The sequence below is a fragment of the Citrobacter sp. Cf136 genome, from assembly GCF_030333815.1.
Lineage (GTDB): Bacteria > Pseudomonadota > Gammaproteobacteria > Enterobacterales > Enterobacteriaceae > Citrobacter > Citrobacter freundii.
The window spans coordinates 355281-374640 of sequence record NZ_JAOWFE010000032.1 but is presented as its reverse complement, the minus strand read 5'-3'; the positions used below and the strand labels follow the sequence as shown (position 1 = coordinate 374640).

General features: G+C 52.7%; 15 protein-coding genes. 9 read left to right on the top strand and 6 right to left on the bottom strand.

Features of this window, described 5'->3' with window-relative positions; genetic code table 11:
* Positions 1 to 155 precede the first annotated feature (155 nt).
* Positions 156 to 2432: an ATP-dependent Clp protease ATP-binding subunit ClpA gene (gene clpA / locus OGV98_RS06045; protein ID WP_003036804.1), complete on the bottom strand. Its 2277-nt coding sequence runs from the start codon at positions 2430 to 2432 to the stop codon at positions 156 to 158.
* A gap of 30 nt (positions 2433 to 2462) precedes the next feature.
* Positions 2463 to 2783, bottom strand: coding sequence for an ATP-dependent Clp protease adapter ClpS (gene clpS / locus OGV98_RS06040; protein WP_003036810.1), 321 nt, complete (start codon positions 2781 to 2783; stop codon positions 2463 to 2465).
* Between the two features lie 323 nt (positions 2784 to 3106).
* On the opposite strand from clpS, the gene cspD reads away from it, so the two are divergent.
* Positions 3107 to 3331, top strand: coding sequence for a cold shock-like protein CspD (gene cspD / locus OGV98_RS06035; protein ID WP_003036813.1), 225 nt, complete (start codon positions 3107 to 3109; stop codon positions 3329 to 3331).
* Between the two features lie 74 nt (positions 3332 to 3405).
* Here the strand turns inward: cspD and macB are convergent, their stop codons facing one another.
* Both macB and macA read right to left on the bottom strand, forming a co-directional pair.
* A complete protein-coding gene (gene macB, locus OGV98_RS06030) occupies positions 3406 to 5352 on the bottom strand; it encodes a macrolide ABC transporter ATP-binding protein/permease MacB (RefSeq protein WP_003840216.1) in 1947 nt (648 codons plus the stop codon).
* Positions 5349 to 6464 (bottom strand): macrolide transporter subunit MacA, encoded by a 1116-nt coding sequence (gene macA / locus OGV98_RS06025; RefSeq protein ID WP_003036818.1) that lies wholly within the window; start codon positions 6462 to 6464, stop codon positions 5349 to 5351. Before macA ends, macB begins: the two co-directional genes overlap by 4 nt.
* A 159-nt stretch (positions 6465 to 6623) precedes the next feature.
* On the opposite strand from macA, the gene OGV98_RS06020 reads away from it, so the two are divergent.
* The gene (locus tag OGV98_RS06020) at positions 6624 to 7571 is read left to right on the top strand and encodes a VirK/YbjX family protein (RefSeq protein WP_016150622.1); all 948 of its coding nucleotides are present in this window, start codon (positions 6624 to 6626) and stop codon (positions 7569 to 7571) included.
* Here OGV98_RS06020 and OGV98_RS06015 read toward each other — a convergent pair.
* Positions 7568 to 9226, bottom strand: coding sequence for an ATP-dependent endonuclease (locus OGV98_RS06015; RefSeq protein ID WP_003844351.1), 1659 nt, complete (start codon positions 9224 to 9226; stop codon positions 7568 to 7570). The two genes, OGV98_RS06020 and OGV98_RS06015, sit on opposite strands and share 4 nt — an antisense overlap.
* A 371-nt stretch (positions 9227 to 9597) precedes the next feature.
* Here OGV98_RS06015 and aqpZ point away from each other — a divergent pair, with 371 nt between their 5' ends.
* The 5 genes from aqpZ to OGV98_RS05990 all read left to right on the top strand — a co-directional run bounded on the left by aqpZ (position 9598) and on the right by OGV98_RS05990 (position 15939).
* Entirely contained in the window at positions 9598 to 10293 is a 696-nt protein-coding gene (aqpZ, locus tag OGV98_RS06010) for an aquaporin Z (protein ID WP_049002083.1), read from the top strand.
* Positions 10294 to 10437: 144 nt separating this feature from the next.
* Positions 10438 to 11337 (top strand): LysO family transporter, encoded by a 900-nt coding sequence (locus OGV98_RS06005; RefSeq protein ID WP_016150624.1) that lies wholly within the window; start codon positions 10438 to 10440, stop codon positions 11335 to 11337.
* 155 nt (positions 11338 to 11492) lie between these two features.
* Complete coding sequence (gene hcp / locus OGV98_RS06000) at positions 11493 to 13145, top strand: hydroxylamine reductase (RefSeq protein ID WP_044701892.1); 1653 nt, start codon at positions 11493 to 11495, stop codon at positions 13143 to 13145.
* A 10-nt stretch (positions 13146 to 13155) separates the two neighbouring features.
* The gene (gene hcr, locus OGV98_RS05995; protein WP_003027256.1) at positions 13156 to 14124 is read left to right on the top strand and encodes an NADH oxidoreductase; all 969 of its coding nucleotides are present in this window, start codon (positions 13156 to 13158) and stop codon (positions 14122 to 14124) included.
* A gap of 201 nt (positions 14125 to 14325) precedes the next feature.
* Complete coding sequence (locus OGV98_RS05990) at positions 14326 to 15939, top strand: FAD-NAD(P)-binding protein (RefSeq protein WP_202581166.1); 1614 nt, start codon at positions 14326 to 14328, stop codon at positions 15937 to 15939.
* Between the two features lie 76 nt (positions 15940 to 16015).
* On the opposite strand, the gene OGV98_RS05985 is transcribed toward OGV98_RS05990, so the two are convergent.
* Positions 16016 to 16450 (bottom strand): DoxX family protein, encoded by a 435-nt coding sequence (locus OGV98_RS05985; RefSeq protein ID WP_003840198.1) that lies wholly within the window; start codon positions 16448 to 16450, stop codon positions 16016 to 16018.
* 153 nt (positions 16451 to 16603) lie between these two features.
* Between OGV98_RS05985 and poxB the strand changes: the two genes are divergently transcribed.
* The gene (gene poxB / locus OGV98_RS05980) at positions 16604 to 18322 is read left to right on the top strand and encodes a ubiquinone-dependent pyruvate dehydrogenase (protein ID WP_003027264.1); all 1719 of its coding nucleotides are present in this window, start codon (positions 16604 to 16606) and stop codon (positions 18320 to 18322) included.
* Positions 18323 to 18358: 36 nt separating this feature from the next.
* Positions 18359 to 19360, top strand: coding sequence for a low-specificity L-threonine aldolase (gene ltaE, locus OGV98_RS05975; RefSeq protein WP_210943428.1), 1002 nt, complete (start codon positions 18359 to 18361; stop codon positions 19358 to 19360).

Here is a 19360-nt window from a genome sequence, read left to right as displayed (position 1 = left end):
TGTACCAGGAACCACCTCCTTAGCCTGCGTAATCTCCCTTACGCAGGCTTATTTTTTGCCTGCCATTTAAACTCTCCGAATCTCCCCAATTCAAATCTTTACTTTCAGGCGAAAAAAAACCGGGCATTACGCCCGGCTCATTAGGTGATTAAAGATTAATGTGCTGCTTCTGGCTTGTGCTTTTGTGCACTCTGGAAACCATAGGTCAGCTCATTTTTCTCTTTATCCAGCGCAACGGTCACTTGGCCACCATCCACAAGCGAACCGAACAGCAGTTCGTTAGCCAATGGTTTTTTCAGGTTATCCTGGACAACACGCGTCATTGGACGTGCGCCCATTGCGCGGTCATAGCCTTTCTCTGCCAGCCAGTCACGTGCTTCCTGACTCACTTCAAGAGAGACACCTTTCTGATCCAGCTGAACCTGAAGCTCGACGATAAACTTATCAACAACCTGATGAATCACCTCGGTAGAGAGATGATCGAACCAGATAATGTTGTCGAGACGGTTACGGAATTCCGGCGTAAACACTTTTTTGATTTCGCCCATCGCATCAGTACTGTTGTCCTGATGAATCAACCCAATCGATTTACGCTCAGTTTCACGTACACCAGCGTTGGTGGTCATGACCAGCACCACGTTGCGGAAATCCGCTTTACGCCCGTTATTGTCGGTCAGCGTGCCGTTATCCATAACCTGCAGCAACAGGTTAAAGACATCCGGGTGCGCTTTTTCGATTTCATCCAGCAGCAGTACCGCATGCGGATGCTTAATAACAGCATCAGTCAGCAAACCGCCCTGGTCAAAACCGACATATCCTGGAGGCGCACCAATCAGACGGCTGACTGTGTGGCGTTCCATGTACTCGGACATATCAAAACGCAGCAGTTCAATGCCGAGGGCTTTGGAGAGCTGCACCGTGACTTCGGTCTTACCGACGCCAGTTGGTCCGGCAAACAGGAACGAACCGACAGGCTTATGCTCGTGTCCCAGACCGGCACGGCTCATTTTGATCGCTTCAGTCAGCGCCTCAATGGCTTTATCCTGTCCGAATACCAGCATTTTCAGACGGTTGCCCAAATTTTTCAGCGTGTCGCGATCGCTCTGCGATACGCTCTTCTCCGGGATCCGCGCAATGCGGGCCACTACGGACTCAATATCCGCCACGTTGACGGTTTTCTTGCGCTTGCTGACCGGCATCAGACGCGCACGTGCGCCCGCCTCATCAATCACGTCAATCGCTTTATCCGGCAGATGACGATCGTTAATGTATTTCACCGCCAGTTCGACCGCTGCACGCACCGCTTTGGCGGTATAGCGGACGTCATGGTGCGCTTCGTATTTCGGCTTCAGACCATTGATTATCTGCACGGTCTCTTCTACCGATGGTTCAGTGACATCGATTTTCTGGAAACGGCGCGCTAACGCACGGTCCTTTTCAAAGATATTGCTGAATTCCTGATAGGTTGTGGAGCCTATAACACGGATCTTACCGCTGGAGAGCAGCGGCTTGATCAGGTTAGCCGCATCCACCTGGCCGCCCGATGCCGCACCCGCACCGATAATGGTGTGGATCTCATCGATAAACAGAATGCTGTTAGTATCCTGTTCCAGCTGTTTCAGCAGCGCCTTAAAGCGTTTCTCAAAATCACCGCGATATTTAGTGCCTGCCAGCAGCGAGCCGATATCCAGGGAGTAAAGGGTACAATCAGCCATGATTTCAGGCACATCACCCTGGACGATACGCCAGGCGAGGCCTTCGGCAATGGCGGTTTTACCGACACCGGACTCTCCCACCAGCAGCGGATTGTTTTTTCTGCGACGGCACAGTACCTGAATGGCGCGCTCCAGCTCTTTGTCCCGGCCAATGAGCGGATCAATTCCGCCCACTCGGGCAAGCTGGTTAAGGTTAGTCGTGAAGTTCTCCATACGGTCCTCCCCGCCAGCTTGCTCTTCGTTATTTGGCTGATTCCCAGAGTCAGAAGACTGGCTGGGTTCGTCTTTACGCGTGCCATGAGAGATAAAATTCACCACATCAAGACGACTTACTTCATGCTTACGCAGCAGATAAGCCGCCTGAGATTCCTGCTCGCTGAAGATAGCAACCAGCACATTTGCGCCGGTAACTTCATTGCGTCCGGAGGACTGAACATGAAAGACCGCACGTTGCAGTACACGCTGAAAACTCAACGTCGGCTGCGTGTCGCGCTCTTCCTCACTGGCAGGCAATACAGGTGTGGTCTGTTCAATGAAGGCTTCGAGTTCCTGACGGAGCGCCACCAGATCCACAGAACACGCTTCCAGCGCTTCGCGGGCCGACGGGTTACTGAGCAACGCCAGTAACAAGTGCTCGACGGTCATAAACTCATGTCGGTGCTCGCGCGCTCTGGCGAAAGCCATGTTTAAACTGAGTTCCAGTTCTTGATTGAGCATAGGCACCTCCCCCAATGTTTATGCCTGCATTCAGGCTTTTTCCAGCGTACACAGCAACGGATGCTCGTTCTCCCTCGCATATTTGTTCACCATCGCTACTTTGGTTTCAGCCACTTCGGCAGTAAACACGCCGCAAATCGCTTTGCCTTGATAGTGAACTGCAAGCATCAGTTGCGTTGCACGTTCTACATCATAAGAAAAGAATTTTTGTAACACGTCAATAACAAACTCCATCGGAGTGTAATCATCATTGACTAATATCACTTTATACATAGATGGCGGTTTTAGCGCGTCGCGCAATTTGTCTTCCGCCAGCAGATCGAAATCCAGCCAGTCGTTCGTCTTACCCATTGTCAGTCGTCATCTTCAGTTACGGTTTCCGGCAGAAAATCTTGCCGCTGACAAGCAGCCTATGCGCACAATCAATCTACCTCAAGTATTAGATAACTATCATCTATTAGTGCCATCCGCGACATCTGTCACATAACCGACAATAGCGTTAACTGCTTCAAATTTTGATGCATTTTTACCCTATTCTGTCTGCCTGGCGCTTGACGCCCCGCCTGATTTCTCTAAATTGTAGTTTCGAGAGTTGGCGAGGTTTTGAACAGCCCCCACTCCGCCACCGGTTCATTCCATCTTACTTATATAAGATTTACGAAGGATGTCGAAGTATGGAAACGGGTACTGTTAAGTGGTTCAACAACGCCAAAGGGTTTGGTTTCATTTGCCCCGAAGGCGGCGGCGAAGATATTTTCGCCCATTATTCCACCATTCAGATGGATGGTTACAGAACGCTAAAAGCCGGACAGTCTGTCCAGTTTGATGTCCACCAGGGGCCAAAAGGCAATCATGCCAGTGTCATCGTGCCTGTCATTGAAGCAGAAGCTGTCGCATAGCTCTTCTGTCTCATTGTGTACATCCTGCAGTCAAAATGCCAGCCTTTGCGGCTGGCATTTTTATCTCTGTGGCATTATTCCCGCGCCAGAGCATCTACTGGATCCAGACGTGCCGCATTCCGCGCCGGTAGCCAGCCAAACAACACCCCGGTTGCAGTCGAACACAGGAACGCCGTCAACAGCGCGACGGGTGAGAATCCAATTTCCCAGCCCGGCAGGAATAGCTGAAGTGTAAAGGCGATCAGCATCGACAGGCTAATGCCCAACGCGCCGCCAACCAGACACACTAACACCGCTTCAATTAAGAACTGTTGCAGCACATCACTGGCACGCGCGCCTACCGCCATACGAATGCCAATCTCACGCGTTCGTTCGGTTACCGAAACCAGCATAATATTCATCACGCCAATCCCACCAACCACCAGCGAAATCACCGCCACCAGCGTCAGGAAGAGTTGTAATGTACGTGTGGTCTTTTCAGCGGTTTTCAAGACACCGTCCATATTCCAGGTGAAGAAATCCTTCTTACCGTGGCGCAACGTCAACAGTCGGGTCAGTTGCTGTTCGGCCTGGGCACTGTCAAAACCATCCTTTACTCGCACGGTGATCGAGTTCAGCCACGACTGCCCCATAATTCGTCCGGACATGGTGCTGTAGGGCAGCCAGACCCGCAGGATCTTGCTACTGCCGAACATCGACTGTTTCTCTTCTGCAACGCCAATTACCGTGGCCGGCATATTTCCCACCAGCACGACTTCGCCGACAACTTTCGCTTTATTGGGGAACAACTGGCGCCGGGTATTACTGTCGAGCACCACCACCTGAGCGCGCCCCGCCAGTTGCTCGGCGTTAAAGGTGGTCCCTTCGCTAAATGTCATGCCATAGACGTTGAAATAGTCGCCGCTAACGCCGTTAGCACTGGCAGCAACGTCGATATTGCCATAGCGTAACCGCAGGTTCTTCGACACTGCAGGTGTTACCGAACTGACCCAGGGCTGCTTCTGTAGCGCCGTCAAATCGTCATACTTCAATGCCTGTTGATATTGCGGATCGTCGTCGCCGAAATCTTTGCCAGGATAGATATCAATGGTGTTAGTACCAATAGCGCGAATATCTGCCAGTACCAGTTGTTTAGCCGCATCGCCTACCACCACGATCGACACCACAGAAGCAATACCGATGATGATCCCAAGCATGGTGAGTAGCGTTCGCATCTTATTCGCAGCCATTGCCAGCCAGGCCATGGTAAGCGCTTCACGAAATCCGCTGACAAACTGGCTCCAGCCGGATGCCGTTTTCACCGTTGGCTCCGCGATATCGCGTCCACCAGAGGGTTTCTGTGGCGGCGGATTGCGCACAATCTCGCCGTCACGAATTTCAATGACCCGCTCGGCCTGTGCGGCAACCTGCGGGTCGTGCGTGACGATAATTACCGTGTGTCCGCGATCGCGCAGCTGATGCAAAATCGCCATCACCTCTTCGCCGGAATGGCTATCCAGTGCACCGGTGGGTTCGTCGGCAAGAATAACCTGTCCCCCGTTCATCAGTGCACGTGCGATACTGACCCGCTGCTGCTGACCACCGGAAAGTTGAGAAGGTTGATAATCAACCCTGTCGCCCAGCCCCAGCCGCTGGAGTAATTCCTGCGCACGCGCCAGGCGCTGCTTACGCTCGGTGCCAGCGTAGACCGCAGGCACCTCGACATTTTGCGCCGCGGTTAAATGTGACAGCAAATGATAGCGCTGGAAGATAAAGCCGAAATGCTCACGGCGCAGCTGTGCCAGCGCATCGCTATCCAGCGTGGAGACATCCCGTCCGGCAACCCGATACGTACCGCTGGTAGGTTTGTCCAGACAGCCGAGAATGTTCATCAGCGTCGATTTACCCGACCCCGACGCCCCGACAATCGCCACCATTTCCCCAGCCTGAATGCTCAAGGATACGTCCTTCAACACCTCAACCTGGCCTTCACCTGAGGGATAGCTGCGGCGGATATGGCTCAGTTCAAGCAATGCTGTCATTTTGCAGCTCCAGCGTTGCCCTCGCCTGTAATGACTTCATCACCCTCTTCCAGCCCTTTCACGATCTCCACATCGGTGTCATTCCGCGCGCCGATAACCACTTCACGTTCGCGGGTTTCGCCGTTACGCAGTAGCCTGACGTTGTAGCGGTTGTTACCAATAGGATCGCCCAGTGCCGACAGCGGGATCGTCAGAACATTTTTGACATCAGTGAGCTGGATATGGACCTGCGCGGTCATATCCAGACGCAGGATCCCTTTCGGATTGGGAACTTCGAAGCGGGCATAGTAGAAAATCGCATCATTCACTTTCTCTGGCGTCGGTAGAACATCTTTCAGCGTGCCTTCGTAGCGCGTCTGCGGATCGCCCAGTACGGTAAACCAGGCTTTTTGCCCAGGTTGCAGGTGAATTACATCAGCCTCAGAAACTTGCGCTTTTACCAGCATGGTGCTCATATCCGCCAGCGTCAGAATATTAGGTGCCTGCTGAGCGGCAATAACGGTTTGCCCTTGCAGGGTAGTAATTTGCGTTACTTCGCCTGCCATTGGCGCGACAATGCGGGTGTAATCAAGGTTGGTTTTTGCCGTATCGAGAGAAGCCTGATTACGTTTAATTTGCGCGTCAATTGTGCCAATTTGCGCCTGTTTGACCGCCATTTCGGTGGCCGCCGTGTCGAGATCCTGCTGTGAAACGGCCTGGGTTTTTGCCAGCTGTTGCTGACGGGAAAGCGTCACCCGCGCCAGTTTCCACTCAGCTTCTGCCTGTAAACGCTGGGCGCGCAATTCCATTAGCGTCGCTTCAACCTCTTTGATTTGGTTTTGCGCCTGTTCAGGATCGATTACGCCGAGCAACTGATCTTTTTTTACTTTATCGCCAATCGCGACCGACAGCGTTTTTAACTGCCCGCTGACCTGCGCCCCGACGTCAACTTTACGCAGCGCATCCAGTTTACCGGTAGCCAGCACGCTTTGCTGCAGATCGCCCGGACGAACAATTAATGTTTGATACTGAGGTAAAGGCGCATTAAGCGTTCGCCAAAGTGCAATTACCGCCACAATAAGGATGATGGCGAACAGAAAATAGCGTTTTTTGATTTTTCCCTTGAGCTTCATAAATGCCCCAATTCCCCCAATACGTCCACCAGAGTGGAGTGCTAAACATCAACGTTAAATAAATCGCCGTTGAAAAGCGCAAGAATAACAGAGTTATTGATGAATGGTTAAGATCCGCTGTGCTGAAATTAGTACCAGGGTATCAATCGGATTTATATTATGAGTCAACTAACTGAAAGCACTTTTCTTTCCACCAAACCCGTCACCAGCTTTGGTCTTTTTTACAGCCTGAGCAGCGGTCATTTACGTCCCGCACATTGCTGGGATAAGCGGAGCTTTCGTCGTAAGTTTATCTGGCGCTCACTCTTGATACCTCGCCTCACCCAGGAATGGATGACAGAACTGTCCCAATGGCCGGATCTTGAAAACCTGCTATCCCACCAACCCCGATTGCCGGTGCGTTTGCATCGTCCTTACCTTGCCGCAAACTTCACCCGTAAAATGCGTTTAGACGCGGTGCGTTTTCATTATAATGTTATCCGCCATGCATTTTTACCCGCAGAATTTAACGCCTTATTAAGCAATGACGGCTTACAACTGGCGCAAATTGAAGGCAAAGATGGCGATATATTTACCGTAACCATGATGATGTTCCCGGTGCTGGATAAAGAGGGAGAGAGCACTATTCAGGTGCAAAATGGCGACGGCGACGTACTGACTAAAATGACGTTTACGTTCTGCGAATATAATGGCAAAAGTACATTATTTATTGGCGGTGTGCAGGGCAATGCGCAACTTCCTCACGAAGCAATCCAAAAAGCGACCAAGTCTTGTCACGGGATATTCCCAAAACGTATTGTAATGGAAGCCATTTGCCGGTTAGCAGAGCGATTGAATATCGATAATGTTATGGCAGTCAGCAATGAACAGCATATCTTTCGCAGCCAACGCTACCACGATAAAAATAAGGTAATTCATTCCGACTACAACGCATTTTGGGAATCGGTTGGCGGCGAGTGCGACAGACACGGGTACTATCATATTCCGCGCACGCTGGCGCGAAAAAGCGAGGCGGATATTGCCAGCAAAAAACGCGCAGAATACCGCCGCCGCTATCAGCTACTGGACAGCATCCATTCGCAGCTGTCGTCGATGTTTCACCACTAATCCGCCCTGCCGCGTGCCAGCCACAGCACGCGGGAAAACATTTTTCGCAGCAGCGTTGGCACTGCGTCAACGCCGCGCCGCCCTGCTTCCATCGCTACCTCAATGGCTAAATCCGGTTTTGACGAACGATGTATCGCCTTGGAGATAATTTTGCGCATGTTCATGGGCACGTTCTCCGGGATTTGCGCCACCCGGTGAAAGACGTCAGCAAACCCCTGGCGATACATAAAGTGTTCCATATCCAGCGCGGGGAGCATGGTTAAATGATCGCGCTCTTCCTCTCTGTCGTTATTCAACAAACCGCGCACCGTGGCCGCATACTTTTTCCCGGCTTCATCACCATCGACCAGCACATGCCACTCGATACCCATCCGGCGGGCGAATTTAACCAGCGGCTTAAGACCGGACTGGGCGAATTCAATTACCTTAATCCCTTCTGCATCAAAGTGATGTCCGCACTGACGGGCCAGTTCGTTAATAACCCAGGTTTCCGTTTCGCCTTCTACCAGCAACCAGCAGCGGGCAAACAACGATGACGCACGATTAAAACGAATATGAAATGCGATTCGCCGACCATCTTCTGCACTGATCCCACCCGGCCCCAGCCGCCAGGCGGCAACGCGGGATGATTCACGTACCAGACGAACAACATGTTCCACGGGCGTAAGGGACAACAGTTCACCGGAGTTGGTTGTCGCCACTCGCTGCAGAGGCAGTAAATTCAACAAGTGCCAGGCCACCGAAAGCATGATGGGATGTAAACGCGTTTCCGGATCTTCCACCAGCAATAAAGGTCGGGCGTCTTTATCCAGCCTCAGCGTGCCTTTGGCCTGCAACAGGGTCGAAAACAGGCCCAACAGAATAACCCGGTGCGTACGTCCGCCGGGTTTATCAATCATGCGGTTAATAATGTCCAGATAGCGCCAGCTCCGTTGTTCGTTATTGGAGCGACGGCGCATCAGACGGTAGCGGGACTGGCCAGCCCCTTGCTCGGAAAAATAGTGCTCCAACAACTGCACCATGGCCGATAACCCCTGGCGGATCTGTCCGTCGGTCAGGTTTTGCGGTCGGGTAGCCAGCTCACGCGCCAGAAAATCCAGTTGGCGGGCGGTGACTTCGACGTCCGCCGAATCCGGCACGGTACCGTTGCGGATCCGGCGCATAAATCGCGCGTCGCGCAGACGCAGTACCGGCATCAGGCGCACAAGATGCCGCGCCTGATCGTTAATGTCATCGAGAGGTAATGGATGGCCGTCGCCGTCAAGAAAACTGCGCAAGGTCAGAACGCTACCGTCATCCGCACACTCGCCTTCCAGACGATAAAAAATGCGGTGATAGCCATCCTGGCACGGCGTCCAGCTGGCTTCCAGAGGGCGATAGCGACGTACCCGGTAACGACCCGGCTGGGATTCACGAAACGTCAGGATAATGTGCAGGTGGTGTTCCCGGCCCTGTATATCGCCCGGCGGGAACCAGAAATCCTCGCGGACAAAATGATACAAGTCTGGCTCCGGCGACAGCAGCAGGGTTAAGGCATCCAGCAGACTGGATTTACCCCACGCGTTCTCCCCAATCAGCACGTTGCTCTGCTCCAGCATCAACGACAGACGGTTAATACCACGAAATCCAACAATCTCAACGCGTTCGAGAATCATATAGCCTCCGGAAATGCTAACTTTTTCCTTCAAGTTATCAGGAGTATAACGGCAAGCGGGTTCTCAGGACACCCGATATCAATCTGGCGTGAATCGCAAAAGCAAAAAAAATAGGAATATTCTTCTGATGTTTTCTCCTGAATATAATTTCAGAACTTAATCATCGTCCTTTCGCTAATTGGACTATGCTTCATTCACCCAAGATTCAAAAAGGAATCGCAACATATTGCCTTAAATCAAATTTTTTCATCAATTTAACTGGCGAAGGGATGATATTTTTTTCTAAAATACCCGCTCTTTCATCATCGTCCCTTTTAGCGATGAATTACCGGGCAAGGAATACGAACCCGGAACTTTTAATTGAGGTGGTTATGTTCAGGAAATTAGCAGCTGAATTCTTCGGTACGTTTTGGCTCGTTTTTGGTGGGTGCGGTAGTGCAGTGCTGGCGGCCGCATTCCCGGAATTGGGAATTGGATTTGCCGGTGTCGCGCTGGCATTCGGCCTGACCGTATTAACCATGGCATTCGCCGTGGGTCATATTTCAGGTGGGCATTTTAACCCGGCGGTAACCTTCGGTTTATGGGCTGGCGGTCGTTTCCCGGCAAAAGATGTTATTGGTTACGTTATTGCTCAGGTTGTAGGCGGTATTGTTGCAGCAGCGGCACTGTATCTTATTGCCAGCGGTAAAACGGGTTTTGATGCAACGGCCAGTGGTTTTGCATCAAACGGCTTTGGTGAACATTCACCAGGCGGTTATTCCATGCTTTCTGCCGTCGTCATTGAAATTATTCTGACCGCAGGCTTCTTATTAGTGATCCACGGCGCGACCGATAAACATGCTCCGGCAGGTTTTGCACCTATCGCAATTGGTCTGGCATTAACTTTGATCCACTTGATCAGTATTCCAGTCACCAACACCTCCGTAAACCCGGCACGTAGTACCGCAGTAGCCATTTTCCAGGGCGGCTGGGCATTGCAACAATTGTGGTTCTTCTGGGTTATGCCGATTATCGGTGGGGTACTCGGCGGCCTTATTTACCGCACTCTGCTGGAAAAACGCGATTAATCGCTAACAAAAAAGGCCTGGCGCAAGTCAGGTCTTTTTTATCCTCTCTATATTTCCTTTTATTTGCAACTTTACTCCCCTCTTTGCTTTGAGTAGTGTGTGCTAGCGCATTTCGTCTTACTTCTCAGCAAGGATCTGGTTTTCATGTTTTCAGGGCTGTTAATCATTCTGGTTCCCCTTATTGTGGGCTACCTTATTCCGCTCCGGCACAGGACTGCATTACAACTTATCAATCGCCTGTTGAGCTGGATCGTCTACCTTATTCTCTTTTTTATGGGTATTAGCCTGGCGTTTCTGGATAATCTCGCCAGCAACCTGTTAGCTATTCTTCATTATTCTGCGGTCAGCGTGACGGTCATTATACTGTGTAATATTGCGGCGCTGTTCTGGCTGGAGCGTTCGCTGCCCTGGAGACACAACCACAAGCAAGAAAAACTCCCCTCGCGAATTGCAATGGCGCTTGAGTCGCTCCAGCTTTGCGGCGTCGTCGTCATCGGTTTCCTGCTCGGCCTCACTGGGCTTCCCATTCTGCAGCATGCCACCGAAGCCAGCGAATATACGTTAATCTTTTTACTGTTCCTGGTGGGGATCCAACTGCGCAACAGCGGTATGACCTTAAAGCAAATTGTGCTGAACCGTCGGGGGATGATCGTAGCCGTCGTCGTCGTCGCCAGTTCGATGCTGGCGGGGGTTATCAATGCATTGATCCTCGGTCTGCCACTGAAAACCGCGCTGGCGATGGCATCAGGTTTTGGCTGGTATTCCCTGTCCGGTATTCTGTTGACCGAATCGTTCGGACCCGTAATTGGTAGTGCCGCCTTCTTTAACGACCTGGCCCGTGAACTGATCGCCATTATGTTGATTCCAGGAATGGTGGGCCGCAGCCGCTCTACCGCGCTGGGATTATGCGGCGCGACATCAATGGATTTCACCCTGCCCGTTTTACAACGCAGCGGCGGCCTGGAAATGGTCCCGGCAGCCATCGTCCACGGCTTTATTTTGAGTCTGTTAGTGCCTCTGCTGATGGCGTTTTTCTCCGCCTGACGCTCGGGCAAATACCTCTCTGGCGGTAGTCAGCTACCGCCAAAATTGCGCTAAATCAATCTCCCTGCAAGTAGTAGCAGAAATCCCTTTTATCCCTACGCGCACAGGCATAATCTTAAACATGTATATTAAATATAACTTTAAAAGGTGTGACCATGTTTTGTGTGCAATGTGAACAAACCATCCGTACTCCGGCAGGAAACGGCTGCTCTTACGCGCAGGGTATGTGCGGTAAAACGGCTGAAACCTCCGATTTGCAGGATCTGCTGATTGCTTCCCTACAAGGTCTGTCTGCATGGGCTGTTAAAGCACGTGAATACGGCATCATCGACCATGAGGTTGATAACTTTGCGCCGCGTGCGTTCTTCTCCACGCTGACTAACGTAAACTTCGATTCCCCGCGTATTGTTGGCTATGCCCGTGAAGCTATCGCCATGCGCGACGCCCTGAAAGCACAATGCCTGGCTAAAGACGCTAACGCCACCGTCGATAACCCGATGGCCGATCTGCAACTGGTCAGCGACGATCTGGGCGACCTGCAACGTCAGGCCGCTGAATTCACCCCGAATAAAGACAAAGCGACCATCGGCGATAATATCCTCGGCCTGCGTCTGCTGTGTCTGTACGGCCTGAAAGGTGCGGCAGCTTACATGGAGCACGCCCACGTTCTTGGTCAGTACGACAACGATATCTATGCTCAGTACCACAAAATCATGGCGTGGCTGGGTACCTGGCCTTCCGATATGAACGCTCTGCTGGAGTGTTCAATGGAAATCGGCCAGATGAACTTCAAAGTGATGAGCATTCTGGACGCCGGTGAAACCACTAAATACGGTCACCCGACCCCGACTCAGGTCAACGTAAAAGCAACCGAAGGTAAGTGCATCCTGATCTCCGGTCACGACCTGAAAGATCTCTACAACCTGCTTGAGCAGACTGAAGGCACCGGTGTTAACGTTTATACCCACGGCGAAATGCTGCCAGCACACGGCTATCCGGAACTGCGTAAGTTCAAACACCTAATCGGTAACTACGGCAGCGGCTGGCAGAACCAGCAGGTTGAATTCGCCCGCTTCCCTGGCCCAATCGTGATGACCTCTAACTGCATCATCGACCCAACCGTTGGCGCCTACGACGACCGTATCTGGACCCGTAGCATCGTCGGCTGGCCGGGCGTGAGCCACCTTGAAGGTGACGATTTCGGTCCGGTTATCGCACAGGCGCAGCAGATGGCTGGCTTCCCGTACAGTGAAATTCCGCACCTGATCACCGTAGGTTTCGGTCGTCAGACCCTGCTGGGCGCTGCTGATACCCTGATCGACCTGGTGAGCCGTGAAAAACTGCGTCACATCTTCCTGGTTGGCGGTTGTGACGGCGCACGTGGTGAACGTAACTACTTCACCGACTTCGCCACCAGCGTGCCGGATGACTGCCTGATCTTGACCCTTGCTTGCGGTAAATACCGTTTCAACAAACTGGAATTCGGCGATATCGAAGGTCTGCCGCGTCTGGTCGATGCCGGTCAGTGTAACGATGCTTACTCTGCCATTATCCTGGCGGTAACCCTGGCTGAGAAACTGGGCTGTGGCGTGAACGATCTGCCGCTGTCTCTGGTGCTCTCCTGGTTCGAACAGAAAGCGATTGTTATTCTGCTGACCCTGCTGTCTCTGGGCGTGAAAAACATCGTAACTGGCCCGACTGCGCCTGGTTTCTTCACACCGGATCTGCTGGCAGTTCTCAACGAGAAATTTGGTCTGCGTTCCGTGACCACCGTTGAAGAAGACATGAAGCAACTGCTGAGCGCGTAAGGAGTAAAGAATGACAATGCCAACTCATCAGTGCCCATGGCGGATGCAGGTTCACCACATCCATCAGGAAACGCCGGATGTATGGACAATTTCGTTGCTGTGCCACGATTATTATCCTTACCGCGCCGGGCAGTATGCACTGGTCAGCGTACGTAATTCAGCGGATACGCTGCGTGCTTACACCATTTCCTCAACGCCGGGCGTTAGCGAGTACATTACGTTGACCATCCGCCGGATTGACGATGGTGCAGGTTCACAGTGGCTAACCCGCGACGTGAAGCGCGGCGACTATATCTGGCTGTCCGATGCCATGGGTGAGTTCACCTGTGAAGATAAAGCGGAAGACAAGTTCCTGATGCTGGCCGCAGGCTGTGGTGTTACGCCAATCATGTCAATGCGTCGCTGGTTGGCAAAGTACCGCCCGCAAGCGGATGTACAGGTAATCTTTAACGTTCGCTCGCCGCAAGATGTCATTTTTGCCGACGAGTGGCGTGAATATCCGGTGACATTAGTTGCTGAAAACAATGCCACCGAAGGTTTTGTTTCTGGCCGACTGACTACCGAACTGCTGAAAAGCGTACCGGATCTGACCTCGCGTACCGTGATGACCTGTGGCCCGGCACCGTATATGGATCTGGTCGAGAAAGAAGTCAAAGCACTGGGTGTGACGCGCTTCTTTAAAGAGCAGTTCTTCACACCTGTTGCCGAAGCCGCCACCAGTGGTCTGAAGTTTACTAAGCTACAGCCGGCGAAAGAGTTCTATGCGCCGGTGGGCAGTACGCTGCTGGAAGCGCTGGAAAGCAACAAGGTTCCGGTTGTCGCCGCATGCCGTGCAGGCGTTTGCGGCTGCTGCAAAACCAAAGTGGTTGACGGTAACTACACGGTCAGCAGCACCATGACGCTGACCGACGCAGAAATCGCTGAAGGTTATGTGCTGGCCTGTTCCTGCCATCCGCAGGGTGATTTAGTGCTGGCGTAATTGGCCGGTATCTGATGTGCAAAAGGCTGCCTGGCTGTACCGGGTGGCCTTTTTTTATGCTCTCAGGCGCTGCAAAATTCTGATATTTTCACTCTCCCCGGCAAAATACCTCCTTCCCTCCGTAAATTATCGACCACACTTACACTTCGCAGATTAAGCATAATCCCCGACTACCACGTCGAACTTTCTACAAGGATCCCCATGAAAAAAGTGGCCATTGTCGGCGTCGGTCCCACCGGCATTTATACGTTTCATGCCCTAGTTGAGCGCGGTGAACCGCTGGAAATAGAGCTTTATGAGCAAGCTGAACAGGCGGGCGTTGGCATGCCTTATAACAGCGACAACAACGCAGACTTCATGCTGGCAAATATAGCCAGCATAGAGATCCCACCGATTTATATCAGTTATCTGACGTGGCTACAGAATCAAAGTGATGACTATCTGGCGCAGTTTCGGATTGAACGTAATTCTTTGCATGAACGGCAATTTTTGCCCCGCGTGATCCTCGGTGACTATTATCGCGATCGTTTATTCGCTATCGTCGAGAAAGCGCGAGGCTCAGGCTTCGCGATTAGCATAAACGAATCAAGCGAAGTCACCGACCTGTGCGCAAACCCGAATGGGGTCTCTCTGTGGATCAATCATGCTTCACAGCCTGTCGAGGTGGACTTCGCCGCTATTGCCACTGGTCATCTGTGGCCTGAAACGGATGTACAGACACGGAGGTTTTTTCCCAGCCCGTGGACAGGTCTAATGGACGTCCAGATTAGCGCTTGCCGGGTAGGAATTCTCGGCACCTCGCTCAGCGCGATTGACGCAGCGATGGCCGTGGCCTGCCAACACGGTGCCTTCACCACCGGGGCTGATAACGCACTCCAGTTTATCTGTAAATCCGACAGCCAAAGCCTGAAGCTGACCCTAATGTCGCGCAGCGGTGTGCTGCCTGAAGCGGATTTTTACTGCCCTCTGCCCTATGAATCGTTGAACATCGCAACGCCTGAAGCAATTGAAGACGTCATTGTCCATGGGCAAAAAGGATTACTGGACCGCATTTTCCGGATTATTGTACAACAACTGCAAGATGCAGCTCCGCAATGGAGCCAAGAGATAGCACTTGAGACACTCAACGCCGACACATTCCCCGAGGCCTACTTTGCCGACAGGCTTGAGCACGATCCTTTTGAATGGGCGAAGCGCAACCTGATTGAAGTTGAACGCAACAAACAGGAACAGCGTACCGTCGCATGGCGCTATACCCTGCTGCGGCTACACGAGGTAATCGAAGAGATCGTCCCACATCTTGATCCGCCTGATGAAAAGCGATTTAAGCAAGGACTGGCGCGCGTGTTTATCGATAATTATGCGGCAATCCCGTCTGAATCAGTCCGCCGACTGCTGGCTCTGCACGACGCAGGGATGATTGAGATCCTCACACTTGGTGCGGATTATGAGCGTACGAATGAGCAGGAAATGACGGTAATTTACCACCACGGTCGACGCAGCAAATTCGATGTGTTTATTGACGCCCGAGGGCAACGGGCATTGCAGAGCAAAGATATCCCTTTCCCAACGCTACGCGATCAACTGCTGGCCTGTGGCGATGAGATCCCGGATATCGGCGAAGATTACACGCTGCAAGCGCCGGAAAACGCCCGCAATCGCATCGCTTTTGGCGGGCTGCCGTGGTTGATGCACGATCGTCCGTTTATTCAGGGACTGGTTGTCAGTGCTGAAATAGGCGCCGCGATGGCAAGGGCATTGACGCAGCGAGCGCTGAGACGTCGGCACAAACTATGGAACAGTGATGACATATAGATTAGCGACAGATTGAACGACGAGGCGGGCAAACCGTTAGCGCACCCCCGCCTCGGTATTGACTCTCAAATGGTAACTATCGCCAGGCTGAATTTCCTGCAACGGAGTAACGCCCCGCCCCCAAAAACGCCACGGCCAGCGCACCGATGAAGAAATACACCAGACTTTCAATCGCCCATGCACCGGTTTTATCCAGTGTCCAGGTTTCGCCCATCCCGACCATCAGCCATGCCACAACCATCGTAAACGCCAGCCCCAACGCCGCCGGACGCGTCAGGATGCCTAGAATAATCAGACACGGCGCTACAACCTCTCCCAGCAGAACGCCGTACGCAATAAAGCCCGGGAAACCTTTCGCTATCAACATACCGCTGATGCCATCAATACCAGCAAACAGTTTATGCAGCCCATGAAACAGCATCAGCCCACCGACGGCAAGGCGTAACAAAAACTTGCCAAAATCTTCGTGAGTCAGTACTCGGTTAACTGAATTTAATAGTTTTATAACCATTTGAATTTATTCCTTGTTTCACCATGTCCAATAACAAACTACGCTTAATACAGGTTAAATGAAACCTGCCGGAAATAAGGGGGAAATGAGAAGCATAACGATTATCTTCATCTAAACTTGTAACCGGTATCACATTAGAGGAGAAGGAAAACCATGAAACAAACGGTTGCCGCTTTTATTGCTAAAACACTCGAACAGGCTGGCGTAAAACGCATTTGGGGTGTAACGGGTGACTCGCTAAATGGTCTGAGTGATAGTCTGAATCGTATGGGAACAATTGACTGGATGCCAACCCGTCATGAAGAGGTTGCTGCCTTCGCCGCGGGCGCTGAAGCGCAGTTGACGGGCGAACTGGCCGTCTGCGCAGGTTCGTGTGGGCCAGGCAACCTGCACCTAATTAACGGCCTGTTTGATTGCCACCGCAACCACGTTCCGGTGCTGGCAATCGCCGCGCATATTCCATCCAGTGAAATAGGCAGCGGTTATTTTCAGGAGACCCACCCGCAAGAGTTGTTCCGTGAATGTAGCCACTATTGCGAGCTGGTCTCCAGCCCTGAGCAGATCCCCCAGGTGCTGGCTATAGCTATGCGTAAAGCGGTGCTCAACCGTGGCGTCTCCGTGGTGGTATTACCCGGCGACGTGGCGCTGAAGCCCGCCCCTGAAAGCGCCACCACGCACTGGTATCATGCGCCGCTCCCGGTAGTCACCCCGGAAGAGGAAGAGCTGAGAAAACTGGCGCAACTGCTGCGCTACTCCAGCAACATCGCCCTGATGTGCGGCAGCGGCTGCGCCGGTGCGCATAAAGAGCTGGTTGAGTTTGCGGCTAAAATCAAAGCCCCGATCGTGCACGCTCTGCGCGGGAAAGAGCATGTTGAGTACGATAACCCCTATGACGTGGGTATGACCGGGCTGATTGGCTTTTCATCCGGCTTCCATACCATGATGAATGCCGACACGCTGATCCTGCTCGGTACCCAGTTCCCCTATCGCCCGTTCTACCCCACCGACGCCAAAATTATTCAGATTGATATCAATCCGGCGAGTATTGGCGCGCACAGTAAAGTTGATATGGCGCTGGTAGGCGATATTAAATCCACGTTACGTGCCCTACTACCTCTGGTGGAAGAGAAAACCGAGCGGCAGTTCCTGGACAAAGCACTGGAGCACTACCGCGAGGCGCGCAAAGGGCTGGATGATTTAGCCAAGCCCAGCGATAAAGCCATTCACCCGCAATATCTGGCGCAACAGATCAGCCACTTTGCCGCTGACGATGCCATCTTTACCTGCGACGTTGGCACGCCAACGGTGTGGGCAGCACGCTACCTGAAAATGAACGGCAAACGTCGCCTGCTCGGATCGTTTAACCACGGGTCGATGGCTAATGCCATGCCGCAGGCACTCGGCGCACAAGCGACCGAACCAGGACGTCAGGTTGTGGCAATGTGCGGTGACGGCGGCTTTAGCATGCTGATGGGCGATTTTCTGTCGGTGGTACAAATGAAGTTACCGGTGAAGATTATTGTCTTCAACAACAGCGTGCTGGGATTTGTGGCGATGGAGATGAAAGCTGGTGGTTATCTGACTGACGGCACCGAACTGCACGACACGAATTTCGCGCGGATTGCCGAGGCCTGTGGCATCACGGGCATTCGCGTGGAGAAATCTTCAGAGGTTGATGAGGCGCTGCAAAGGGCGATGTCAATTGACGGTCCGGTGCTGGTCGATGTGGTGGTGGCGAAAGAAGAGCTGGCGATCCCGCCGCAGATCAAGCTCGAACAAGCCAAAGGTTTTAGCCTGTATATGCTGCGCGCAATCATCAGCGGACGCGGTGATGAAGTGATCGAACTGGCGAAAACTAACTGGCTCAGGTAAAACAGAGGGCATTACCTCACTTAAAAAGGAATGCCCGTGATTGATTTACGCAGTGATACTGTCACCCGACCCAGTCGCGCCATGCTCGAAGAGATGATGGCCGCCCCGGTCGGGGACGACGTCTACGGTGATGATCCTACCGTTAATGCCCTCCAGCAATACGCGGCCGAGCTTTCTGGCAAAGAAGCCGCCATTTTCTTACCTACCGGCACTCAGGCGAACCTGGTTGCACTGCTCAGCCATTGTCAGCGCGGCGAAGAGTATATCGCCGGTCAGGGCGCACATAACTATCTCTACGAAGCGGGTGGCGCAGCGGTGCTCGGCAGCATTCAACCGCAACCCATCGATGCCGCGCCGGATGGATCCCTGCCGCTGGACAAAGTGGCAGCAAAAATCAAAGCAGACGATATCCATTTTGCCCGCACCCGTCTGCTCAGTCTGGAAAACACGCATAACGGCAAAGTGCTGCCGCGCGAGTATCTGAAAGAGGCCTGGGAATTCACCCGGGAGCGCAATCTTGCCCTGCACGTCGACGGCGCGCGTATTTTTAACGCCGTCGTCGCCTATGGCTGTGAGCTTAAAGATGTCACGCAATACTGCGACTCGTTCACCATTTGTCTTTCCAAAGGTCTGGGAACGCCGGTAGGCTCGCTGCTGGTCGGCAGCCACCAGTACATCAAGCGTGCCATTCGCTGGCGCAAAATGACCGGCGGCGGAATGCGCCAGGCGGGTATTTTGGCGGCGGCCGGACTGTATGCGCTGAAAAATAACGTGGCGCGTTTGCAGGAAGACCATGACAACGCCGCCTGGATGGCGGAGCAACTGCGCGAAGCAGGGGCGGACGTCATGCGCCACGACACCAACATGCTGTTTGTTCGCGTTGGCGAAGAGCACGCGGCCGCGCTCGGTGAATATATGAAAGCGCAGGGTGTGCTGATTAACGCCTCCCCGATTGTGCGCCTGGTGATGCATCTGGACGTATCACGTGAACAACTTGCTGAAGTCGTCGCCCACTGGCGCACTTTTTTAACCCAATAA

Excerpts from the sequence above, each read along its gene's own strand:
- hcp (WP_044701892.1), top strand. The coding sequence starts at position 11,493 with ATGTTTTGTGTGCAATGTGAACAAACCATCCGTACTCCGGCAGGAAAC.
- macB (WP_003840216.1), bottom strand. The coding sequence starts at position 5,352 with ATGACAGCATTGCTTGAACTGAGCCATATCCGCCGCAGCTATCCCTCA.
- hcr (WP_003027256.1), top strand. The coding sequence starts at position 13,156 with ATGACAATGCCAACTCATCAGTGCCCATGGCGGATGCAGGTTCACCAC.
- OGV98_RS05990 (WP_202581166.1), top strand. The coding sequence starts at position 14,326 with ATGAAAAAAGTGGCCATTGTCGGCGTCGGTCCCACCGGCATTTATACG.
- OGV98_RS06005 (WP_016150624.1), top strand. The coding sequence starts at position 10,438 with ATGTTTTCAGGGCTGTTAATCATTCTGGTTCCCCTTATTGTGGGCTAC.
- OGV98_RS05985 (WP_003840198.1), bottom strand. The coding sequence starts at position 16,450 with ATGGTTATAAAACTATTAAATTCAGTTAACCGAGTACTGACTCACGAA.
- aqpZ (WP_049002083.1), top strand. The coding sequence starts at position 9,598 with ATGTTCAGGAAATTAGCAGCTGAATTCTTCGGTACGTTTTGGCTCGTT.
- OGV98_RS06015 (WP_003844351.1), bottom strand. The coding sequence starts at position 9,226 with ATGATTCTCGAACGCGTTGAGATTGTTGGATTTCGTGGTATTAACCGT.
- cspD (WP_003036813.1), top strand. The coding sequence starts at position 3,107 with ATGGAAACGGGTACTGTTAAGTGGTTCAACAACGCCAAAGGGTTTGGT.
- poxB (WP_003027264.1), top strand. The coding sequence starts at position 16,604 with ATGAAACAAACGGTTGCCGCTTTTATTGCTAAAACACTCGAACAGGCT.
- clpS (WP_003036810.1), bottom strand. The coding sequence starts at position 2,783 with ATGGGTAAGACGAACGACTGGCTGGATTTCGATCTGCTGGCGGAAGAC.
- clpA (WP_003036804.1), bottom strand. The coding sequence starts at position 2,432 with ATGCTCAATCAAGAACTGGAACTCAGTTTAAACATGGCTTTCGCCAGA.
- macA (WP_003036818.1), bottom strand. The coding sequence starts at position 6,464 with ATGAAGCTCAAGGGAAAAATCAAAAAACGCTATTTTCTGTTCGCCATC.
- OGV98_RS06020 (WP_016150622.1), top strand. The coding sequence starts at position 6,624 with ATGAGTCAACTAACTGAAAGCACTTTTCTTTCCACCAAACCCGTCACC.